Consider the following 19,267-nt stretch of genomic DNA (forward strand, 5'->3'; position numbering starts at 1 on the left):
CAATGCAGCACGCTAATTGTCTTCTACCACTGGGCTAAGACAATCAGCCGCTAATTAACACAGTTATCGCTTCTAAATGCTAATTAGCACAGTGAATACTTAGAATAACTATCGTCAAGCAGACTGATTGATTAGCCTAATAGATACAATTAAGTTAGTTGGTACAAGCAGCGCTATTATCCAGCGATGTCCTGTGCCCAAGCCTAAAACAAACAGGGATGTCCGGAGCCAATATGGCTCTGAGACATCCCTGTTTGTTTATAAACTCATTATTTACTTACATCTGGCTGAGGGGTCTCCACCTCTTGATGTTTACCCGGCCAGAACGACCAACGGCCAAAGAGCGTTGTAATAGCTGGTACAAGGAACGGCCGAACCACGAAGGTATCCAGCAGAACACCAAGAGCGGTGATAATACCGAACTGCACAAGCACCTGAATCGGCAAGCTTGCCAATACAGCAAATGTACCTGCCAGAATGAGGCCGGCAGAGGTAATTACCGAGCTGGTCTCATTCACACCTTCCGCGATAGCCTGCTTAAGCGGCATGGTTTTACGCTTTTTCCAGATATTCGAGATCATGAAGATGTTGTAGTCTTCTCCAAGTGCCACCAAGAAAACAAAGGAATACAGTGGGATCGCTCCCTGAATGGCATCTGCTCCCATCACATAGTGAATGATAATCCAACCTAAGCCAAGCGCTGAGAAAAAGGAGAGAATAACGGTGCCGACCAGATAGATGGTGGCCACTATTGAACGCAGATATATCAACAACAGTACGGTGATCATTCCGATCACCACGGGGATAATCAGATCGGTGTCCCGATCTCCAATCTCTTTAGTGTCATGCTGTGTCGCCGTCTGCCCGCTTACCCACACGTGATCCGCAGGGTTCGCAACGTCTACATCGATTAATGCCTGCTCTGCGGTAGCAAGAAGGGTAGGAATATGACCCATCGCTTCTAGTGAATATGGATTGCTTTTAAATTCAATATCAAAACCAACAATATCTTTGTTTACTGCCCCCTGCTGCGGATCGGAAACCGTGTCCACATAGGTGAGTCCGCCAAGAATGACCTTTAAATCCTCTCCGCTCGCTTTTCCTTGGGTATCAATAATCAGCTTCGCTGGAGCTAATTCTCCGGGAGAGAACTGTTTGCCAATAAGGTCGAAACCTTCGCGGGACTCCATATTTTTAGGAAAAGAGGATAGGATATCATACGTAAATTTGATGCCACTGGAGAATGAAGCCAAAATCCCCAGTCCGATAACGGTCACACCTACGATAGCCCAAGGCCGGGTTACTACCAAACCACCAATTCCTTTTTTACGGGAAACTTTGGGTTCCGGAATAGGTTTGCCTTTAGCCTTAGCCCGTTCTACCTCCATTTGCGGTGTGCGCGGAATGAATGGGAAGAACGAGGTCCGTCCGAAGATTGCCAGCAGTGCTGGTACGAGGGTTAGACTGGCAATTCCCATGATGAAGATAGATACGCTAAATGGAATGGCAAAACGATGATAAGCTCCATACTTAGCCAGCAATAACGCAAACAGCGCGAGCACGACGGTGAAGCCACTCATAGCAATGGCGCCTGAAGATTCGGTAATGGAGCGAAGAAGCGCACGACTCTTACTCTCTTCTACCTTCAACAACTGCCGGAACCGTGAGATCAGGAACAGGCAATAGTCCGTACCAGCTCCGAATAGCAAAACAGTCATAATCGAGACAGCCTGTGAATCCACTGTGATCCAGCCTTCTTGCGCCATTTTTCCAAGAATCGGACTAGTTACACCATAAGCGAATCCAACCGCAATAAGTGGAATAAAAGCCAAGATCGGTGAACGATAAATCACCAATAAGAACACCAGCACAAGCATAACCGTAGCAATTAACAAGGAAACGTCTGCGTTCTGAAACAGGCCTGAAGCATCTATGGAGATGCCCACTGGACCCGTAACACGTAAACTCAGGTCTTTTCCATCCACCTTAGCCGCGGAGGGGTCTCCACCCGTCTCTGTGTTTATGATCTTCTTCATTTCTGTCACAGCTTCGCCAAGCTGATCACTATCTGCTGTTTTATCAAAAAGCACCGGGGTTACCAGCGTACTAAGATCCTCAGATAACGAGGCTTGTAATGCCTGTGGCGGCAGTTGTCCTAATGGGGGAACAAAATTCTGATGGGGCAATGGTTGCTGCTCCAACTTCTTGTACACAGCAGTGATATGTACTAAATCATCTTGTGAAAGCCCACCTTCTCTATGCCATACGAGCAGCGCAGGCACTCCACTTCCACTAGGGAATTCTTGCTCTGCAATAGCTGCTGCCTGTACCGATTGTGAATCATCTGGGAGGTTAGGCGCATTATTAGCAACCTGAGAATTCACTGCAGGCCATAACAGGGTAAGTGCACCTACAAGCACTATCCATACGAGAAGAGTAATCCACTTCGTCTTTTTTCCTGCCACCCATTTTCCGTAGCCTGACATTCCCTTCATCCTCTCCTTTACCTTGCAGCCTTAAAAATGAGCCGCGGGTCATTTTTTATTCTATCATATATATGCTTTAATTTTTAATCAAACTTTTTTTATTTTTCAGAAAAATTAAAACACATCATCACATATAAAATACCCCTCTCTTCACATAAAAAATCAGCAACATGTGAAAAGAGGGGTTTATGGGTTATCTATACTTTTTTCTTCACTTCAATTTAGCCTACGTCCAAATCTCCTTCAGAGAACTGACTGTTATAGAGATCCGCATAGAATCCGCCTTGGGCCAGCAGTTCTTCGTGGTTGCCTTTCTCGATTACACTACCTTGATTCATGACAAGGATGAGATCCGCATCACGAATCGTCGAGAGACGATGGGCAATAACAAAGCTGGTTCTGTTTTGCATCAGCGCATTCATCGCTTTTTGAATCAGCAATTCAGTCCGTGTATCGACACTGCTCGTTGCTTCATCAAGAATAAGGATCGATGGATCGGCCAGAATAGCGCGAGCAATAGTAATCAACTGCTTCTGTCCTTGTGAAATATTAGAAGCTTCTTCATTTAACACCGTATTGTAGCCAAGCGGAAGTGTGCGGATAAAGTGATCGGCATGCGCAGCTTTGGCAGCCCGCACCACATCAGCTTCAGATGCACCTTCACGACCGTAAGCAATGTTGTCACGAATCGTACCGTTGAAGAGCCAGGTATCCTGAAGCACCATACCAAATTTACTGCGTAGGTCACTCCGTTTCATATCGGTAATGTTGACGCCATCAATGATAATTTCCCCATCGTTAAGCTCGTAGAAGCGCATCAACAGGTTAATCAAAGTGGTTTTACCAGCACCAGTAGGACCGACAATCGCTATAGTCTGACCTGGACTAACCTCAATATTCATGTCCTCAATCAGAATAGCATCCTCTTTATAGCCGAATTTCACATGACGGAACTCAACGGAACCTTCCGGAGCACCTTCATCAAGCTTCACAAGTGTAGTATTAACTTCCTTAACTTCCTCTTCTTCATCCAGAAGTTCAAATACACGTTCTGCGGAAGCAATGGTGGATTGAATAATGTTAGCAATATTAGCCGTTTGTGCAATCGGCTGGGTGAACTGACGTGAATATTGAATGAAGGCTTGGATATCCCCGACATCAATCATTTTTTTAGTAACAAAAATACCACCCACAACACAGATAAGCACATAACCCAAGTTACCGATAAACATCATAAGCGGCATAATCATACCTGACATAAATTGAGACCGCCAGCCAGAATCATAAAGCTTATCATTTATTTCATCAAAATCTTTAAGCGACTGCGGTTCGCGGCCGAAAGCTTTAATAATCCGGTGCCCCGTATACATTTCCTCTACATGACCATTCAACTGGCCAAGCGATTTCTGCTGTCTCACAAAATAAGTCTGCGAACGTTTGGAGATCGCCATAATCACAATAAAGCTGAGTGGCAACGTAGTAATCGTGATTAAAGTCAGCCATGGGCTGATGGTAAGCATCATCACAATAACACCAATAATAGTGACGATTGAAGTAATTAGCTGCGTTAAACTTTGCTGCAACGTGGTACTGATGTTATCCACGTCATTCGTAGCACGGCTAAGAATTTCTCCGTGTGTACGGGAGTCAAAATATTTTAAAGGTAAACGCTCCAGCTTGCTGTTGATCTGCTCACGCATGTCATAAACTACCTTCTGCGCTACACCCGCCATTACATACTGCTGAATGTAACTAAACAGAGCACTAAGCAGATACAATCCCGCGAGCAGGATCAGAATATCATTAATATATCCAAAATCAATGGAGGCACCCTCTACACCCATCAGTTTGCCGTAAGCACCTTCGAACAGTTTGGTTGTAGCTTTACCCATAACTTTTGGACTGAAGATACTGAACACCGTACTGGCAATCGCCATAATTAGTACAATAATCAATTGAACCATACGCGGGCGCAAGTATTTGATCAGGCGACGAAGTGTACCTTTAAAATCTTTAGCTTTTTCTGCCGGCATCCTCATTCCAGGACCACCCGGTCCACCCGGTCCTTTATGGCCGCGGGGAGCTGCAGGTTTATGTTCTCTGTTTTGTTCGCTCATGCTATTTCCTCCTCTGACAGCTGCGAGGATACGATCTCGCGGTACACATCACTGCTCTCGAGCAGTTCACGGTGAGTGCCCATTCCAGCAATTTCACCCTCATCAATTACAATAATCCGGTCCGCATCCATAACGGTGCTAACCCGTTGAGCTACGATCAATACGGTGGATTCCGTAGTTTCAGATTTGAGAGCCGCGCGAAGTTTGGCATCTGTCTTGAAATCAAGAGCTGAGAAGCTATCGTCAAACAGATAAACCTCAGGTTTTCTCACAAGCGCCCGAGCAATGGACAACCGCTGTTTCTGACCACCTGATACGTTATTCCCGCCCTGAGCAATTTCCGAGTCAAACCCATCCTTCATCGCGGATACGAAATCGTAGGCTTGAGCCACCTTAGATGCATGAATGATTTCTTCATCCGTAGCATCCTCTTTACCGTAGCGGATGTTCTCATTAATCGTACCCGAGAACAATACTGCTTTTTGTGGGATGTAACCGATTTTGCTCCGCAGCTCTTCCTGTGTCATCTCACGTACATCCACTCCGTCTACGCGTACAGCACCTTCATTAACATCATAGAATCTTGGAATCAGGCTAAGCAGTGTAGATTTACCCGATCCGGTACCCCCGATAATTGCGGTAACTTCACCCGGTCGAGCACTAAAGCTAATTTTCGAAAGTGCAGGCTGTTCTGCCCCTGGATAGGAAAAAGATACATTCTCAAACTCAACAAAACCACGCAAAGAATCGCGTCCGTCTTTTTTAGTAGCTTGAGCTGTTGTATGCAGTTCACTCTCAGTAGGATCTGTAAATTCAGGCTGCATATCCAGTACCTCATTGATACGCACGGCTGAAGCTGAAGCACGCGGAATTAACACGAACATCATCGATACCATAATCAGAGAGAACATAATTTGCATTGCATATTGGATAAATGCCATCAGGGACCCAACTTGCAAGTCGCCATCACCAATTCGGATTCCACCAAAATAAAGAATAGCAATCATAGAAAAGTTCATTACAATCATCATCAGCGGCATCAGGCCGGCCATGATTTTGTTGACCTTGATAGCTGTATCCGTAAGATCACGGTTAGCTTCGGTGAAACGTCTATTCTCATGATCAATCCGGTTAAAAGAACGAATAACACGAATACCTGTCAGATGCTCACGCAGCACCAGGTTTAATTTATCAAGCTTAATCTGAATGGCTTTAAACAGTGGCAGACCCTTCATCCCAATAAAGAAGATCGCCCCTACAAGTACAGGAATAACGACTACAAAAATCAATGATAATTTAGCATCTTCAGATACTGCCATGATGATACCACCAATCATCATCATCGGTGCTCCGATCATCATGCGCAACATCATAGTAAGTACCGTTTGAACTTGTGTAATATCATTTGTTGTACGTGTAATCAAGGAAGCTGTACCCAGCTTATCGAATTCATGCAGCGTAAAATTTTCTACATGGTTAAATACTCGTGCACGGGTAAGTTTACCAAACCCGGCTGCTACTTTTGCCGATAAGTAACTGGCAATTACCGAACATAAAGCACCGCCACCTGCAACCAGGAGCATGAAACTACCTATTTTCCAAATATAAGCGCGATCTCCTTGAACAATCCCTTTGTCGACGATGTCGGACATCAGTGTAGGAAGGTATAAATCGCCCATGGACTGCAAAAATACAAGGATTAATACAGCACCAATAGCTACCCTAAAAGGCTTCAGTTGTTTAAATAATTTAATCAAGCTTCTCATCTCCGTTCATTTGTAGCCTATCCCAATCAGGTGGTGGATTATCCTCAACGTATTCATGTACCTTAAGCAATAGCTCTGTGAGCTGTTTAGTGTCTTTTTCGCCTAAGTGTTGCACAAGCTTATCAAGCATCACATCACGATAATGTTCCGCTTTTCGTGTGAGTTCTTTTCCACTTTCCGTCAATTTCACGCGTACAACTCTTCGGTCCGAAGGATCCGCGCGTCTTTCCACCATCTGTTTCGCTTCAAGACTGTTAATCAGCTGCGTGATGGTAGGAGGAGTGAATCCAAGTAGTCGGCTGATTTCAGACACCTTGAGACCCTCTTCATCAGAATGATTCCATTTTTCAATGCATATCATTAAAGTCATCTCACTTGGCTTGTGGCCCTCAACGCCCTTTTGCCATTGAGCTTTGTGCAGGCGTTTCATCGCCGCAAAAAGCCCGTGTGCGACTGAATTTTCAGTATTTTCTGTATTTCCTCCGTTTATCCCAATTTCCTTCACCTCTGTTTTAGTTAGGTCAACTAATTATTAAACACTATATTATTTAGGCTACCTAATTATATTTTCGCCAGATTACTTTGTCAAATTATGAATACGCTATCAATTATTACGAAAAAGAAAACTCCCCAGCACGAGTGCAAGGGAGTAGTTATGCGTATATGTATCTGTATATAAAATATTGCCAAGGATAACCTTTAGAATCCTGCTCCGTGCTCATAAGTTGTGATTGGTCCATTACTTCCGGAACCAACTGGGCCGATAATGATGAAGCTAAACAATGCTAAAATGCCTGCCATCATCAATAGAGATTTTTTCATCTTTTCTCACCTCCCTTATCAGCTTTCTGTATTTCTCCTGTTGATTCAGAGTTGCATAGTCCCTATTGGTCTCAAACAAGGTCACGCACTTAATGAAGTCTATTCCATTATTAGTCTTAATAGATAACTCTAAAGACTGTATGATATAGTCCACACCCGTAATATATTGTCCATTGTTTATTAGATACATGGCTATTTGATAGTACAACCGATATAATCGGTCAATATTAATGGGATCTTCAAACTGTTCAAATCGTAACATTTCCCGTGCAAAACGTTTAAGCACATCGTCTACAGAAAATCTGTAATGATTAGCCGATTCCATAATAATAATGAGTCCTGGCAATATTTCTCCGGGGTGCTCAGCCAAAAAAGCTACATAGTCTGGTACAACTTTTACGTTCCCCTCCAACATTTCCAGTGTGAAACTGTTCCCAACTGCAAATAATCGGAATTGTTCTACAGCTTGCTGGCCTACTTCATCCAACATCTCAAACCAGCCTAAGTCTGCATAACCAGCGGTATATTTCTTCGCCGCTTCATATTGACCTTGCTTCGTCAACGAAATTGCTTTAAGCAAATATCCGTGTCCATAATAAACAACGAGCGGACGTTCCGTACAGAGTTCTTCTCTTCGTTTGTCTCCGCTCCTCCGCAGTTCTTGGCGGTAAACTGCATTGGCTAAAGCTCTCAACTCATCAGCATAGATCTCCATTTCTTCCCATCTGCGAAGGGCGAAACATAGCTGTGTCAGCATCAATAAACCATCTAATTGCAAATTTTCCGGAAGGCGCCCCCTAAAAGGACTAAAGCTAATGACTGCGCGTAGCTTCTCCTCCATATCAAGTGTTTGCAAAAATTTAAAATTACGATAATGACTAATCGCGAGACGTTCACTATAACTATCCGACTCGTTCTCTACTACAATCTTGTAAAAAAACATAGATTCCTTAACTTTGCCTTTATTGAATAATTTATCAGCAACAGAATAAATGATATCCAGCGGCTTGGTAGACTCTAATAATCTGCTTATAGTTTCATCAATGCAATTCTGTTTGCCCAATTCAGCACAACGAATCAAAAAAGGCTCCACTCTACGGCGTGAGACCTTCTCATCATTGAAGCATTCATCAACATATAGAGGATATAACCAACCTTCTGGAAAACCAAAGGCTTTTATAATTGCATCTACTTGTCCCAAGGACATAGGCTTCGGCGGATTTCCATGCAGAATTGCACTGAGGCTGCCTCGATTCAGGCCACAAATTTTTGAAAATGAGGCGAGATTATGGCCGGAGCGGGACAAATTTTTCTCAATTTCTGAGCGTATAGTTGTTAACTTTCCCTCCACTCGGCACCCCCAAAGTTTGACTTGAAAAGATTCTATTAATTGACATTATAGGTGAAAGTTATGGATTGTACAACAAATAGATTGTACGACAAATAGAGGAGCCTAATACGCTCCTCTAGATCAGTAACATCTTCATAGTATTATAATTCTATGTTGTTGGTAGTTTAGCTAACAGTGATGGCGGTTTTGGAACTTCTACTATAGGATGTAATGCCGGCTTTCCGGTTGCGCAAATTTTCCATCATCTTATTTTGTGCCAGCAAAATATAGCTGTCTAATCGCTCACTGAGCTCTAGAACAGCACGGTCACTAAGACTGCGTTGCTCTGCAACCTCCAGCAATTCACATCTAAGACTCTCTATAGTTACAAGTAGCTCATCTTCTTTATAATCTTTTCTATGATTATTCTTGGAGGAATTTGGATTTTGTGTCACATCTCTCTCCTTCTCTCTATCAACATCTTCTCCTATCATAAGTCATGATACCAAAAAACATATTTTCAAAAAAAAGAAAAATTGTAGAGCTTCTAACAAAAACGGAATTACTACTTATTCAGAGTCCTCCGCAAGTTCGTCAGGGAGCTCATTTGGATACTGTTCTCGCAAAAGTCCCTTTGCAAAAGCAATCCATTCGCGTGCCGCAAAAGATAAATAACGGTCTCTACGCCACGCCATAGCAAGCTGCCACGGAATTACCGGATCCGTCAAAGGCACAACGACCAATCGTGAACGATCCATATCCCGGCAAATGGTTTCTGGCAGCAATGCGATTCCCATTCCGGCAGCCACCATACGGCTAATTAAGTCCCATTGGGAGCTCTCATAGATAACCTTAGGCTGAAATCCCGCCTTCACACATTCCGTAATAATCCGATCATGCAGCGTAAAATCCTCCCGGAACAGCACAAACTCCTCTTCGGCTAGTTCACTTAACGGAACAAGGTCTGCCTCGGCCAATCTATGTCCAACAGGTAAAATAAGATTCAGCTTCTCTTCAACAAAGGTGAAGCAATGAAGTTTGGCTGTATTTACAGGCAGCACAACCATTCCGATATCCAACAAGCCCGTTTCTACATCTTCCTCCACTTTTTTCGCGCCATCCTCATGCAGACGAATAGTAACCTGCGGATAACGTTTATGAAATTGACCAATCACCGAAGGAAAAAAGCTCGCTCCTACCATTGGAGGCAGACCGATGCGGATGTGGCCCTGCTCCAAATTTCGTAAGCTATCCAGCTCAGAAGACAAGCTGGCGAACGACTCCACGATATTTTGCGCTTTGGTGAACAGAATTTCCCCCGCATCTGTAAGCCGGACACTTTTCCCTTCACGGTAAAACAAATCAGCCTCCAGCTCGATCTCCATATTCCGGATCATTTTACTGATCGTAGGTTGTGAAATATATAAGGATTCGGCAGCCCGAGTAAAGCTTTTCATTCGTGCTGCTTGGACGAAATATTCTAATTGTCGGATATCCATTTTCCAACCTCCGATCCATAGACAAAAGGAATGTCATTTATTCAATCTATTCATTTTACCTATGAAAACAATTGATGTAAACTTTCATTATCATGAAAGGAGCGAAGCCTTATGAAAAAGATTGTTATAGGCTTGCTGCAGGTAGCGGGACTCACCCTATTCTCATTACTAATCAATGCTGTAACCCCATTTTTGCATATCCCTATTCCCGGAAGCATACTCGGAATGATTATATTGTTTCTTCTGCTTGAGTTTGGTGTCATTCATCTGAATTGGGTTGAAGTTGGTGCTTCTTGGCTACTGGCTGAGCTCTTGCTGTTCTTTATTCCATCTGCTATCGGCGTAATGAAATACGCCAATATTCTGGAAACTGATGGTTTACGAATCCTCGCGGTGGTCATTTTGGGTACGATTGTTGTAATGGCCAGTTCCGGATTACTTACCAGTAGAATTTACAAAGCAAAGGAGCGGAAAGGATCATGTTAAACGCTCTATTATTCTTCGGTCTTACGGTTGCTGTATATCTACTGGCGAAACGCATTTATGCTTCTAGTGGCAAAGTGTACACCTCTCCATTGATCATTACACCCGTGCTTATGATTATCTTCTTACTCATCACAGGCATTACTTATGATTCTTACAATGCGGGAGGCAAATGGCTGACGGATTTGCTGCAACCGGCAACTATGGCCTTTGCAATCCCTCTGCATAAAAACTTCAAGGTGCTCAAAAAGCACGCCGCCGAAATTGCGGCAGGCGTGCTGTCAGGGACGATAACAGCGGTGATCTCTTCCATTCTGCTCGCCAAATGGCTGCATGTCAGCGGCGATCTGGCAGCCAGTCTGGTTCCACGTTCGGTGACTACACCGATCGCTATGAGCATCTCGCAAAGTATCGGCGGTGTACCGAGTATTACTGCAGTCTTCGTCATCATTACCGGGATACTCGGTACAATGATGGGCCCTACAGTACTCCGCATCTTCCGCATTGACAATGAAATCGCGCGTGGTGTATCGCTGGGAACCGCTGCGCATGGTACAGGAACATCCAAGGCCTTCGAGCTTAGTTCACTGACCGGAACCATCTCCAGTATTGCGATGATTCTGTCCGCGCTGTTATCCATAGGTGTGGCGCCAGCTTTACTCGCAATATTCCTCCACTAGGCTAACCCAGCTTGAGCCAAGGACATGTCTCTTTAGCACATCTAAGGCGGCATGTCCTTTTTTTAAGAATCCGAACTTAGAATTTAACCGGAAGTCCACTTTGTGCGGACTCGTAAGCCGCACAAGTTACTTTAAGCGTCTTGAATCCATCCTCATAGTCACTGAGAATACGCGAACGATCTCCTGTCCGTACAGCATACAGAAAAGCTTCACTTTCCACTAAATATGGATTTCCTGTGTTTTCAAATTCGGTGCTATTGCCACTTCGCACTTCCAAGAGACGATCCGGGTTCCAGTCCAGCAATCCCCGATCATTATAGAAACTAAGACCTACACTTCCTACCGGATCAGGCAGCACACATGTATTTGAAATATTAGCTATGATTCCATTCTCAAGCTTCAGAGATACGGTACCTACATCGGCTACACTCACACCTTCATGCTGCTCATGCATAATTCGATTTCCGAACATGCCGTATACTTCTTTTACCTCTCCTGCCAGATAACGCACCAAATCGACGATATGAGTGGTCTGCTCGGTGAACTGTCCTCCGGATTGCTCCTGATCACGCCACCAAGCTACGCCCGGCATGCCGCCCATCCACTGGCCCATGACCATACCGATCTTGTCACCACGTAGTGTTTCCTTGAGCCTATTAACATTCTCTTGATAGCGGAAATGGTAGCCTACCGAGGTCAATAAATTATGTTCTTTAATATCTTGCAGCAAGCTGGCAGGAATTTCAGTAGTCATACTAAGCGGCTTCTCTATAAAAAAAGGAATATCCCTCTTGATTAATGAACGTTCAATCGCACCATGAGATTGTGGAGGCACACAGATATAAACAGCATCAAGCTTCTCCGCATCCAACATCTCTGTAATATCACCATATCCAGCAGCTCCATATGGACGTGCCATATCTTCGCCTTTGGCTTTACTGCTTCCACAGACTGCCTGCAACTGGACATCAGCCATCCCCGCCAGCAAATCAGCATGTACCTTAGAGAACCAACCTGTACCCACAATACCCACTTTTATTGTCATATTATTTCCTCCTGCCGATTGATTATGAATACCCTTTCGTAGATTATAACCTCTTATGAGCGTATAAGATAATCTCTCCATTCTTCGGGAAGCAAATGCATATATGGACTCTGCAAAAAACGGTCATCCGCCAACACGATAATGCCCGTATCCGTCTCGCTGCGAATCAACCTGCCTCCGGCTTGGAGTACCTTACACATTCCCGGATAGACATAGGCATAATCAAAGCCATTTTTTCCTCTGGCATTAAAATATTGACGCAGCAGATTGCGTTCAAGACCAAGCTGTGGCAGGCCAACGCCAACAACCATAACCCCATTGAGGCGATCCCCTGGCAGATCCACACCTTCTGAAAAAATCCCTCCTAGTACAGCAAATCCCAATAACGTCTCGTCATTATCTGGACTAAATGCGGCTAAAAAACTTTCTCTAGCTTGCTCGCTCATGCCAGTATCCTGCATCAATGTCCGGATTTCAGGGTAATACTCCGTAAAGGCCTGATATACGTTTTGCAAATAGAGGTACGAAGGAAAAAACACCAGATAGTTGCCCTTTTTAGAGACCATTTGGCTCAGTGCTTTAGTCAACGGAACTAGGGAGGCTTCCCGGTCATGATAACGTGTGGAGACAGGTAAGACGGTAACTTCCCACTGCTCTTTCTGAAAAGGGGAAGACACGGTTAAACTGTAATCTTCCTCCGCTGCACCAATCATATCCCGGTAGTAAGATAATGGAGAAAGTGTAGCTGAGAACAGGATCTGGCTGCGAAAGCTCTTGGACATCTGCCGTAGCAGATGCGAGGGATCCAAATTGAATAGCTTGAGATAGACATCCCCTCTACGAACCTCCGCATAGGTAATGTAGCGTTCATCATAGGTCTTAAAGGTGCGGAGCATGCCCTGAACTGCAAAATAGGTATCCAAGAGGACATTTTCCCCTTCTCCTTCCCCATTCAGTGAGACAATACTGGAGCTCGGGTGAATAAGCTCCTGTTCCGCCTCCAAAGAAAATATCTCAAGCAAAGCCGGCAGCTCCTCCGGGAACGAGTCCCACTGCCCTTGCCCCTCTTCATTGCAAATTTTGCGAAGGGAGATGAAAAAAGCATTCACCGATTTAGCGGCTGTACTCAAATTCCGGTTCATTTCTTTATATTGGCGCTGGATTTCCAGGAAAGGGGCTTTCAGCAAAGAGGCGGAGAACATCTCTCGTCCCCGGTCTACCAGATTATGTGCTTCATCTACTAGAAGTACCGTTTCTCTCTTTCTTTCCTCTGTTAGCCGTTTCAGACTGATGCGAGGATCATATATATAATTGTAATCGCAGATCACAGCATCACAGGCATAGGCTGCATCCAACGAGAACTCAAATGGGCACACTTTGTGTTTGTGAGCATACAGTGCAAGGGTGTCTCTGCTCATCAGCGTCTCATGCTCTAACAGATCCATTAATGCCTCGTTGATCCGGTCATAATAACCATCCGTATAAGGACAGGAATCCTTACCACATATCCCCTCTTCGCGAAAACAGGCCTTCTCTTTAGCGGTAAGTGTGATGACATGCAGCTGAAGACCCTGCGTTAGCAACAGCGAGATGGCTTCCTGCGCGGCAAAACGGGTAACCGTCTTTGCCGTTAAATAGAACAATCCTTTAGCTTGTCCTTCGCCCATCGCTTTAAGGACAGGGAACAACGTCGACATTGTTTTCCCGATACCTGTGGGGGCTTGAGCGAACAGACTGACCTTTTCCACGACGGACTTGTATACAGCTCCTGCAAAATGACGTTGTCCCTTTCGATAAGAGGAGAACGGAAAGCTCAACTCCCGAAGACTCTGCTCCTTCTTAGCATCATGACGAACCATCATCTCAGCGTATGGAGCATATCTAGCCACTGTGTCATTCACAAATGAAATCAGTTCTTCAAAAGACAACGTTCGGTACAAGCTTTTTTGCTCATCAGTGGCCCGGTGGACATAGGTAAGCTTAACCTGAATAGAAGAAAGCTCTTGCTCCAGAGCCACCATATATGCGTACATCAGCGCCTGTGCCCAATGAACCTCATGTCCTTCATCCAGTAAATCCAGCAGTCCGGAGGTTGATTTGATTTCTTCGACCGTAAAGCTCCCATCCTCCGAGACAAGCAATCCATCACAACGCCCATCTACAACATAAAGCAGGTTTCCATAAGGAATCTCCGTTTTCAAATAAACCTCCTTGCGGTCACCTTCCTTATATTGCTTTTGGATCTTCTGATGAATTCTTGTGCCTTCGACCATAGCGCCCGTTCCATGAAAGCCAGGTTCAATGCTTCCGCTGCGAAAAACATATTCAACGAGAGTTCTAACTGATAAAGCTACTGTAGAGCTCATCCAGCATCACCTCCTTTTATTATCCATATATCCTTTTGTTCCCAATTGCCATTTTAGTCCTGAATTCGTTGTATAACCCTGCATGAGAGCAGGAGCGTCAGCTTCAACCCTTTGTGTTCAACTTTACGCGCTCCACTAAGCTTATACTTAGGTTCTCGATTTTTGACATTCTATAGCTAGCCCTGCATAATAAATTTTATTACTATGGAATTATTTTGTCTGGGCGCTGTTTCTTCCTAGCCGGGAAATGGCGTTTTATCATGTAGAAAGAAGGCGAAGCTGTGTCATCCTTTAACTTTAAACAGTGGATCGTTAAACCTTTTGTGTTTTTCACAATAATTTTTATTCTAAAAGCTTTCTTGGCATGGAGCGTAATCTTTGACGATATATTGCCCTGGAAATCATTATTAACTGAAATCCCCTTTGCTTGGGCGCTCTTCTGTATCATTGAACGTTTTGGTTCCAAGCGCAAGCTCGGATATTACATGACCGTAAATTTATTAGTGACAGCCATTTTCTTCGCAGCCATTATGTATTTTAAATATTACGGTGTTATTGTGACTTACCATGCAGCGGAGCAGGTGAATCAAGTCACCGCCGTCAGCAACAGCGTATTCTCACTAATGGATCCATACTACCTGCTGATTTTTACAGACATCATTATTCTTGGCGTCTATTTCTTCTTTAATAAAAAAGGCCGGGTCTATAAGAAAGAGAATATCAACCACCGCCGTGGCGGAAAACTTAAGTATAGTGTTCTGTTTGCAGTCTCACTTGCTTTATGTTTGTTCAACATCTTGCCTAATAAGGCCAGTATGAACGAAATTAAGAAAGCTCAAGAAATGGGAATTCTTAATTATGAAGCTTATACGATCTTCGCTAAAGAAGAGCCTGAGCTAGTCGATTCAAGTGACATTACACAGGATGCCATCAACAAATTGAAGGGGATTAATACTGCGGCTAGTTCTCCACTTCAAGGCATCGCTAAAGGCAAGAACCTTATTATTCTTCAAATGGAATCTTTCCAGAATTTCTTGCTGGGACTTAAATTAGACGGTCAAGAAATTACACCGAACCTGAACAAGGTAATGAAGGACAGTCTTTACTTCCCTAATTTCTATCAAATGGTTGGCCAAGGGAATACGTCGGATGCAGAGTTCGTAGTTAACACTTCCTTCTACATCCCTCCACGTGGAGCGGCAACGATGTCTTATGTGGATAAGGTACTTCCAAGTCTGCCACGCGTGCTTAAAGAAAATGGATATCAGACTGCAACCTTCCACACCAATGTCGTAGAATTCTGGAACCGCGGCGAGCTGTATGACTCCCTCGGCTTCGATCATTATTATGACCGCAAATTTTTTGGTGAAGATGATGTCTTCTTCTTTGGAGCTTCTGATGATACGCTCTACAGTAAGACAGCCGATAAACTAAAAGAAATGGACCAACAGGAGCAGCCTTTTTACGCTCAAGTCATTTCAATGTCAGCGCATCACCCTTTTACTATTCCGGAAGAAAAATACCGCATGAAGCTGCCGGAGCGTTATGAAGGTACTTTTGTTGGTGACTATATCCGTTCCCAGAACTATGCGGATGATGCTTTTGGACATTTTGTAGAAGAGCTAAAAGCAAATGGTGTCTGGGACAATAGTGTAATCATGATTTATGGAGATCATATGGGATTGCCGATTTATTCCCTCGATCATGATGATAAAGAATTGATGACTGAAATCTATGGTCATGAATACAGTTATGCGGATATGATGAACATCCCTCTGCTTATTCATGCAGGTGCTGGCGTAGCATCGCAGACCATTGACGAAGTAGGCGGGGAAGTAGATATCATGCCAACCGCAGCCAGTCTGCTTGGGATTTCATTAGAGAATAACGTATATTTTGGTCAAGATCTACTCAGTCAGACTTATAATTTGCTGCCAGAACGATATTATTTACCTTCTGGTTCATTCATTGCCAGCTCAGGATTGCTTATTCCTGGTAACAGCTTTGAAGACAACACTCAGTACTCTATTTATAACAATGGAACAACGCCGAGTGCCACTGAAGACGAATATAACCGTGCCTTGAGGCTTTTACAGCTTTCCCACAGCTATATCACTCAGTTGCCTGACAAACAACCTAAACAATAAATTACAGGGCGTAGGCAGCCAACGAACAAAAACAGCAGAGCAGCGATTCTCCAATAAGGAGAACCGCTGCTCTGCTGTTTTTATAAAGATATCCATTCCGAAGCTTAGCTGACTAACGCTTCTGGTCCTCGATCATACGGTAATACTCTGCAAAGTTGCGTAGTTCTTCGGGCTTCAGTATGGATAAATGCTCCGCCAGCAGTTCTTTCGACCGGAAATGTCCTTCTTCGAGCACCTGCTGACCTTTTTCGGTGATCGTCACTACAACCGCTCTCCGATCCTTCCCATCCGGCTCACGTTTGATATAACCCAGCACCTCCAAACGGTCCAGCATCACCGTCACCGCACTGGATTTGACCTCCATACATTCTGCCAGCTGTACCACCCGCGACTTCTTTTCTTTCGCTATCATATTTAACAGACCCATCTGTGGCACCGTAAGTCCGAGTTCTTTGTGCAAAGACATTTGAGACATAATCTTACGCTGTACTCTCCACATGGATAGTCCTAGACGATCTATTAACGGATCTATTTGATGTGGCATATTTGTTCAACCCCAATCCGTTTTTAATAACTCAAGCGTACCATTAGAACTGGTTATGATTCAATGGTTTTGTCTACTAAACCATTGAAAGCATGATGGAAAGCGCAAACTTCCACGATTCCCCAATTTCCGACACAGAAATACTATATTCCATGTAAGGTTATAAGCATATCAATACGATATAATCGTAGAGGTGAGAGCTATTATCACTGAGAACATAATTTGTCAAGGTTGGTGCGAAGAATGAAATTAGCAACTAAATTAACTTGGATGATGTTCGTCGTCTTACTTCTTGTAGGATCATCCATCGGGTTTTTCGGATACCGTACAGCTTATAAGCAAGTAGACGAAGCCGCAGGTATCGAATTGGTAGGATGCGCTAATATTACAACCGGCCTGATTGACCCCGCAGACATTTCCGCATTGTTGGCAGGCGATCAAAGTAAACTGGAGGCTGTAGAGGATCGAATCGGTTGGATTGTAGCACATAAAGCTATTTTTAAAGAGGCATTCATCTTATCCTTAGACGGAAAAGTACTTGCCGCAGATTCAAGCTTCCAAGCTAGAGGTTATAAAGCAGGCGATACTTTTTATTTTTCAGATGAAGATAAGCAAATGATTACTGAGCATAAGCATTCCTCCTACTCCAAGGTTTATACATACGAAGGTACCTCACTTAAGACAGGGTACGGCCCCATCTATCAGGATCATGATCCGTCTAAACCTATAGTTGCGCTGATGGCTATTAATTTCGATGGCTCCATAATTCAAGAACGAACTCAAGATATCATTGTTCAGCCTTTTATTATCGGTGCTTCCATTCTGGTTATAGCTATTGTGGCAGCTTATCTGTTAATCCGCCGAATGATTAGTCCGTTAACGAAGCTGTCCAAAGGGGTCAATCTTGTTGCACAGGGCGACCTTACTCATAATCCTATTTTATTCAACAGCAAGGATGAGATTGGTACATTAGCCCGTGATTTCAATGACATGACCCAAAGCCTGCGCTTACTTATTACCGAGGTCAATGAGACCTCCATGCAGGTAGCCTCCTCTTCCGAAGAGCTCTCCGCCAGTGCGCAGGAAACCAACCGGGCCGGTGAGTATAGCGTCAATGTTACGATTGAGCTTGCCGATAGCGCGAATTCGCAGCTGCAGAATATGGAGGGTGAATATAAGTCTGTACAAGACCTATCTCATTTCATCACAGAGATTGCAGGCAATGCAGATAACGCAATGAATAATGCGGTCAGCAACGCTAATAAAGCGCGTACAGGCCGTGAGGCAATGGATTCCACCACACAGCAGATGAGAGTCGTAAGTGACAGTATTACCGACCTAGCACTCATTATTGAAACCTTGGGTGGTTATTCCAAAGAAATTGAAAATATCGTGGGTACTATTGCCAGCATCGCAGAAGAAACCAATCTCCTGTCCCTGAATGCAGCGATTGAAGCCGCAAGAGCTGGAGAAGAGGGAAGAGGGTTTGCGGTCGTTGCCCATTCCGTACGTAAGCTTGCTGAGCGCTCAGCCCATTCCGCTGCGCAAATTGGCCAACTGGTCAACATCATCGTAAACCAAATGGATCAGGCAGGAGAAACTATGAAACGCTCTACAGAAGAGATGGAGCACGGCAGAGAAATGATTGCCACGGCAGGCCAGTCCTTCTCGGAGATTGAAATGTCTGTCTCGGGAATGGCCTCACAAAGCCAGCAGATCTCAGGAACGGTTCGCCAGCTTTCGCTGATCTCCGACCGTCTCGTTACAACCCTTCAGAATATCGTAAATGTTGCTAATCAGACAGCCAGCAGTGCAGAGACATTATCCGCTTCCTCAGAAGAACAGCTTGCCGCAATGGAGGAAGTTGAGTCTGCAGCAGCTTTCCTGTCCTCCCTAGCTGAGAAGCTGCAAATTCTGATTGAACGCTTTAAGGTTTCTTAATAGCAAAGGGGCTAGCATCCAAGCAGAGATATTCTGCTTAG

General features: G+C 44.2%; 14 protein-coding genes. 4 read left to right on the plus strand and 10 right to left on the minus strand.

The features are described 5' to 3' along the window. Positions 1–269: 269 nt before the first annotated feature. From NST94_RS28075 to NST94_RS28105, 7 genes are all read right to left on the minus strand, one after another. Positions 270–2,495 (minus strand): MMPL family transporter, encoded by a 2,226-nt coding sequence (locus tag NST94_RS28075; protein WP_076182011.1) that lies wholly within the window; start codon positions 2,493–2,495, stop codon positions 270–272. A gap of 212 nt (positions 2,496–2,707) precedes the next feature. Then, positions 2,708–4,603 (minus strand): ABC transporter ATP-binding protein, encoded by a 1,896-nt coding sequence (locus tag NST94_RS28080; protein WP_076123991.1) that lies wholly within the window; start codon positions 4,601–4,603, stop codon positions 2,708–2,710. Next, positions 4,600–6,360, minus strand: coding sequence for an ABC transporter ATP-binding protein (locus NST94_RS28085; protein WP_076123992.1), 1,761 nt, complete (start codon positions 6,358–6,360; stop codon positions 4,600–4,602). The genes NST94_RS28080 and NST94_RS28085 overlap by 4 nt, the downstream gene beginning before the upstream one ends. Continuing rightward, positions 6,353–6,874, minus strand: coding sequence for a MarR family transcriptional regulator (locus tag NST94_RS28090; protein WP_081383179.1), 522 nt, complete (start codon positions 6,872–6,874; stop codon positions 6,353–6,355). The genes NST94_RS28085 and NST94_RS28090 overlap by 8 nt, the downstream gene beginning before the upstream one ends. Positions 6,875–7,144: 270 nt before the next feature. Beyond that, positions 7,145–8,542: a DNA-binding protein gene (locus NST94_RS28095; protein WP_339170312.1), complete on the minus strand. Its 1,398-nt coding sequence runs from the start codon at positions 8,540–8,542 to the stop codon at positions 7,145–7,147. A gap of 164 nt (positions 8,543–8,706) precedes the next feature. Beyond that, a complete protein-coding gene (locus NST94_RS28100) occupies positions 8,707–8,976 on the minus strand; it encodes an aspartyl-phosphate phosphatase Spo0E family protein (protein ID WP_076099698.1) in 270 nt (89 codons plus the stop codon). A 114-nt stretch (positions 8,977–9,090) separates the two neighbouring features. Then, complete coding sequence (locus NST94_RS28105) at positions 9,091–10,020, minus strand: LysR family transcriptional regulator (protein WP_076278300.1); 930 nt, start codon at positions 10,018–10,020, stop codon at positions 9,091–9,093. A gap of 111 nt (positions 10,021–10,131) precedes the next feature. On the opposite strand from NST94_RS28105, the gene NST94_RS28110 reads away from it, so the two are divergent. Both NST94_RS28110 and NST94_RS28115 read left to right on the plus strand, forming a co-directional pair. Then, the gene (locus tag NST94_RS28110) at positions 10,132–10,506 is read left to right on the plus strand and encodes a CidA/LrgA family holin-like protein (RefSeq protein WP_076123997.1); all 375 of its coding nucleotides are present in this window, start codon (positions 10,132–10,134) and stop codon (positions 10,504–10,506) included. Further along, on the plus strand, positions 10,500–11,183 hold the full coding sequence (locus NST94_RS28115) for a CidB/LrgB family autolysis modulator (RefSeq protein WP_076123999.1): 684 nt from the start codon (positions 10,500–10,502) through the stop codon (positions 11,181–11,183). Before NST94_RS28110 ends, NST94_RS28115 begins: the two co-directional genes overlap by 7 nt. A gap of 76 nt (positions 11,184–11,259) precedes the next feature. On the opposite strand, the gene NST94_RS28120 is transcribed toward NST94_RS28115, so the two are convergent. After that, entirely contained in the window at positions 11,260–12,228 is a 969-nt protein-coding gene (locus NST94_RS28120) for a Gfo/Idh/MocA family oxidoreductase (protein WP_076219739.1), read from the minus strand. 53 nt (positions 12,229–12,281) lie between these two features. Next, on the minus strand, positions 12,282–14,594 hold the full coding sequence (locus NST94_RS28125) for a helicase C-terminal domain-containing protein (protein ID WP_076182003.1): 2,313 nt from the start codon (positions 14,592–14,594) through the stop codon (positions 12,282–12,284). Positions 14,595–14,875: 281 nt separating this feature from the next. On the opposite strand from NST94_RS28125, the gene NST94_RS28130 reads away from it, so the two are divergent. Next, positions 14,876–16,741, plus strand: a complete 1,866-nt coding sequence (locus tag NST94_RS28130; RefSeq protein WP_339281489.1) for an LTA synthase family protein — start codon at positions 14,876–14,878, stop codon at positions 16,739–16,741. 112 nt (positions 16,742–16,853) lie between these two features. Here NST94_RS28130 and NST94_RS28135 read toward each other — a convergent pair whose 3' ends face one another. After that, complete coding sequence (locus NST94_RS28135; RefSeq protein ID WP_081383180.1) at positions 16,854–17,285, minus strand: MarR family transcriptional regulator; 432 nt, start codon at positions 17,283–17,285, stop codon at positions 16,854–16,856. A 243-nt stretch (positions 17,286–17,528) separates the two neighbouring features. On the opposite strand from NST94_RS28135, the gene NST94_RS28140 reads away from it, so the two are divergent. Beyond that, positions 17,529–19,226 (plus strand): methyl-accepting chemotaxis protein, encoded by a 1,698-nt coding sequence (locus NST94_RS28140; RefSeq protein ID WP_076179211.1) that lies wholly within the window; start codon positions 17,529–17,531, stop codon positions 19,224–19,226. Positions 19,227–19,267: the final 41 nt, after the last annotated feature.

Origin of the sequence: Paenibacillus sp. FSL H8-0282, from assembly GCF_037963825.1 — a bacterium.
GTDB lineage: Bacteria > Bacillota > Bacilli > Paenibacillales > Paenibacillaceae > Paenibacillus_AQ > Paenibacillus_AQ odorifer.

Coding starts and splice junctions, on each gene's coding strand:
- NST94_RS28075 (WP_076182011.1), bottom strand. CDS start 2,495: ATGAAGGGAATGTCAGGCTACGGAAAATGGGTGGCAGGAAAAAAGACG.
- NST94_RS28080 (WP_076123991.1), bottom strand. CDS start 4,603: ATGAGCGAACAAAACAGAGAACATAAACCTGCAGCTCCCCGCGGCCAT.
- NST94_RS28105 (WP_076278300.1), bottom strand. CDS start 10,020: ATGGATATCCGACAATTAGAATATTTCGTCCAAGCAGCACGAATGAAA.
- NST94_RS28110 (WP_076123997.1), top strand. CDS start 10,132: ATGAAAAAGATTGTTATAGGCTTGCTGCAGGTAGCGGGACTCACCCTA.
- NST94_RS28115 (WP_076123999.1), top strand. CDS start 10,500: ATGTTAAACGCTCTATTATTCTTCGGTCTTACGGTTGCTGTATATCTA.
- NST94_RS28120 (WP_076219739.1), bottom strand. CDS start 12,228: ATGACAATAAAAGTGGGTATTGTGGGTACAGGTTGGTTCTCTAAGGTA.
- NST94_RS28125 (WP_076182003.1), bottom strand. CDS start 14,594: ATGAGCTCTACAGTAGCTTTATCAGTTAGAACTCTCGTTGAATATGTT.
- NST94_RS28135 (WP_081383180.1), bottom strand. CDS start 17,285: ATGCCACATCAAATAGATCCGTTAATAGATCGTCTAGGACTATCCATG.
- NST94_RS28140 (WP_076179211.1), top strand. CDS start 17,529: ATGAAATTAGCAACTAAATTAACTTGGATGATGTTCGTCGTCTTACTT.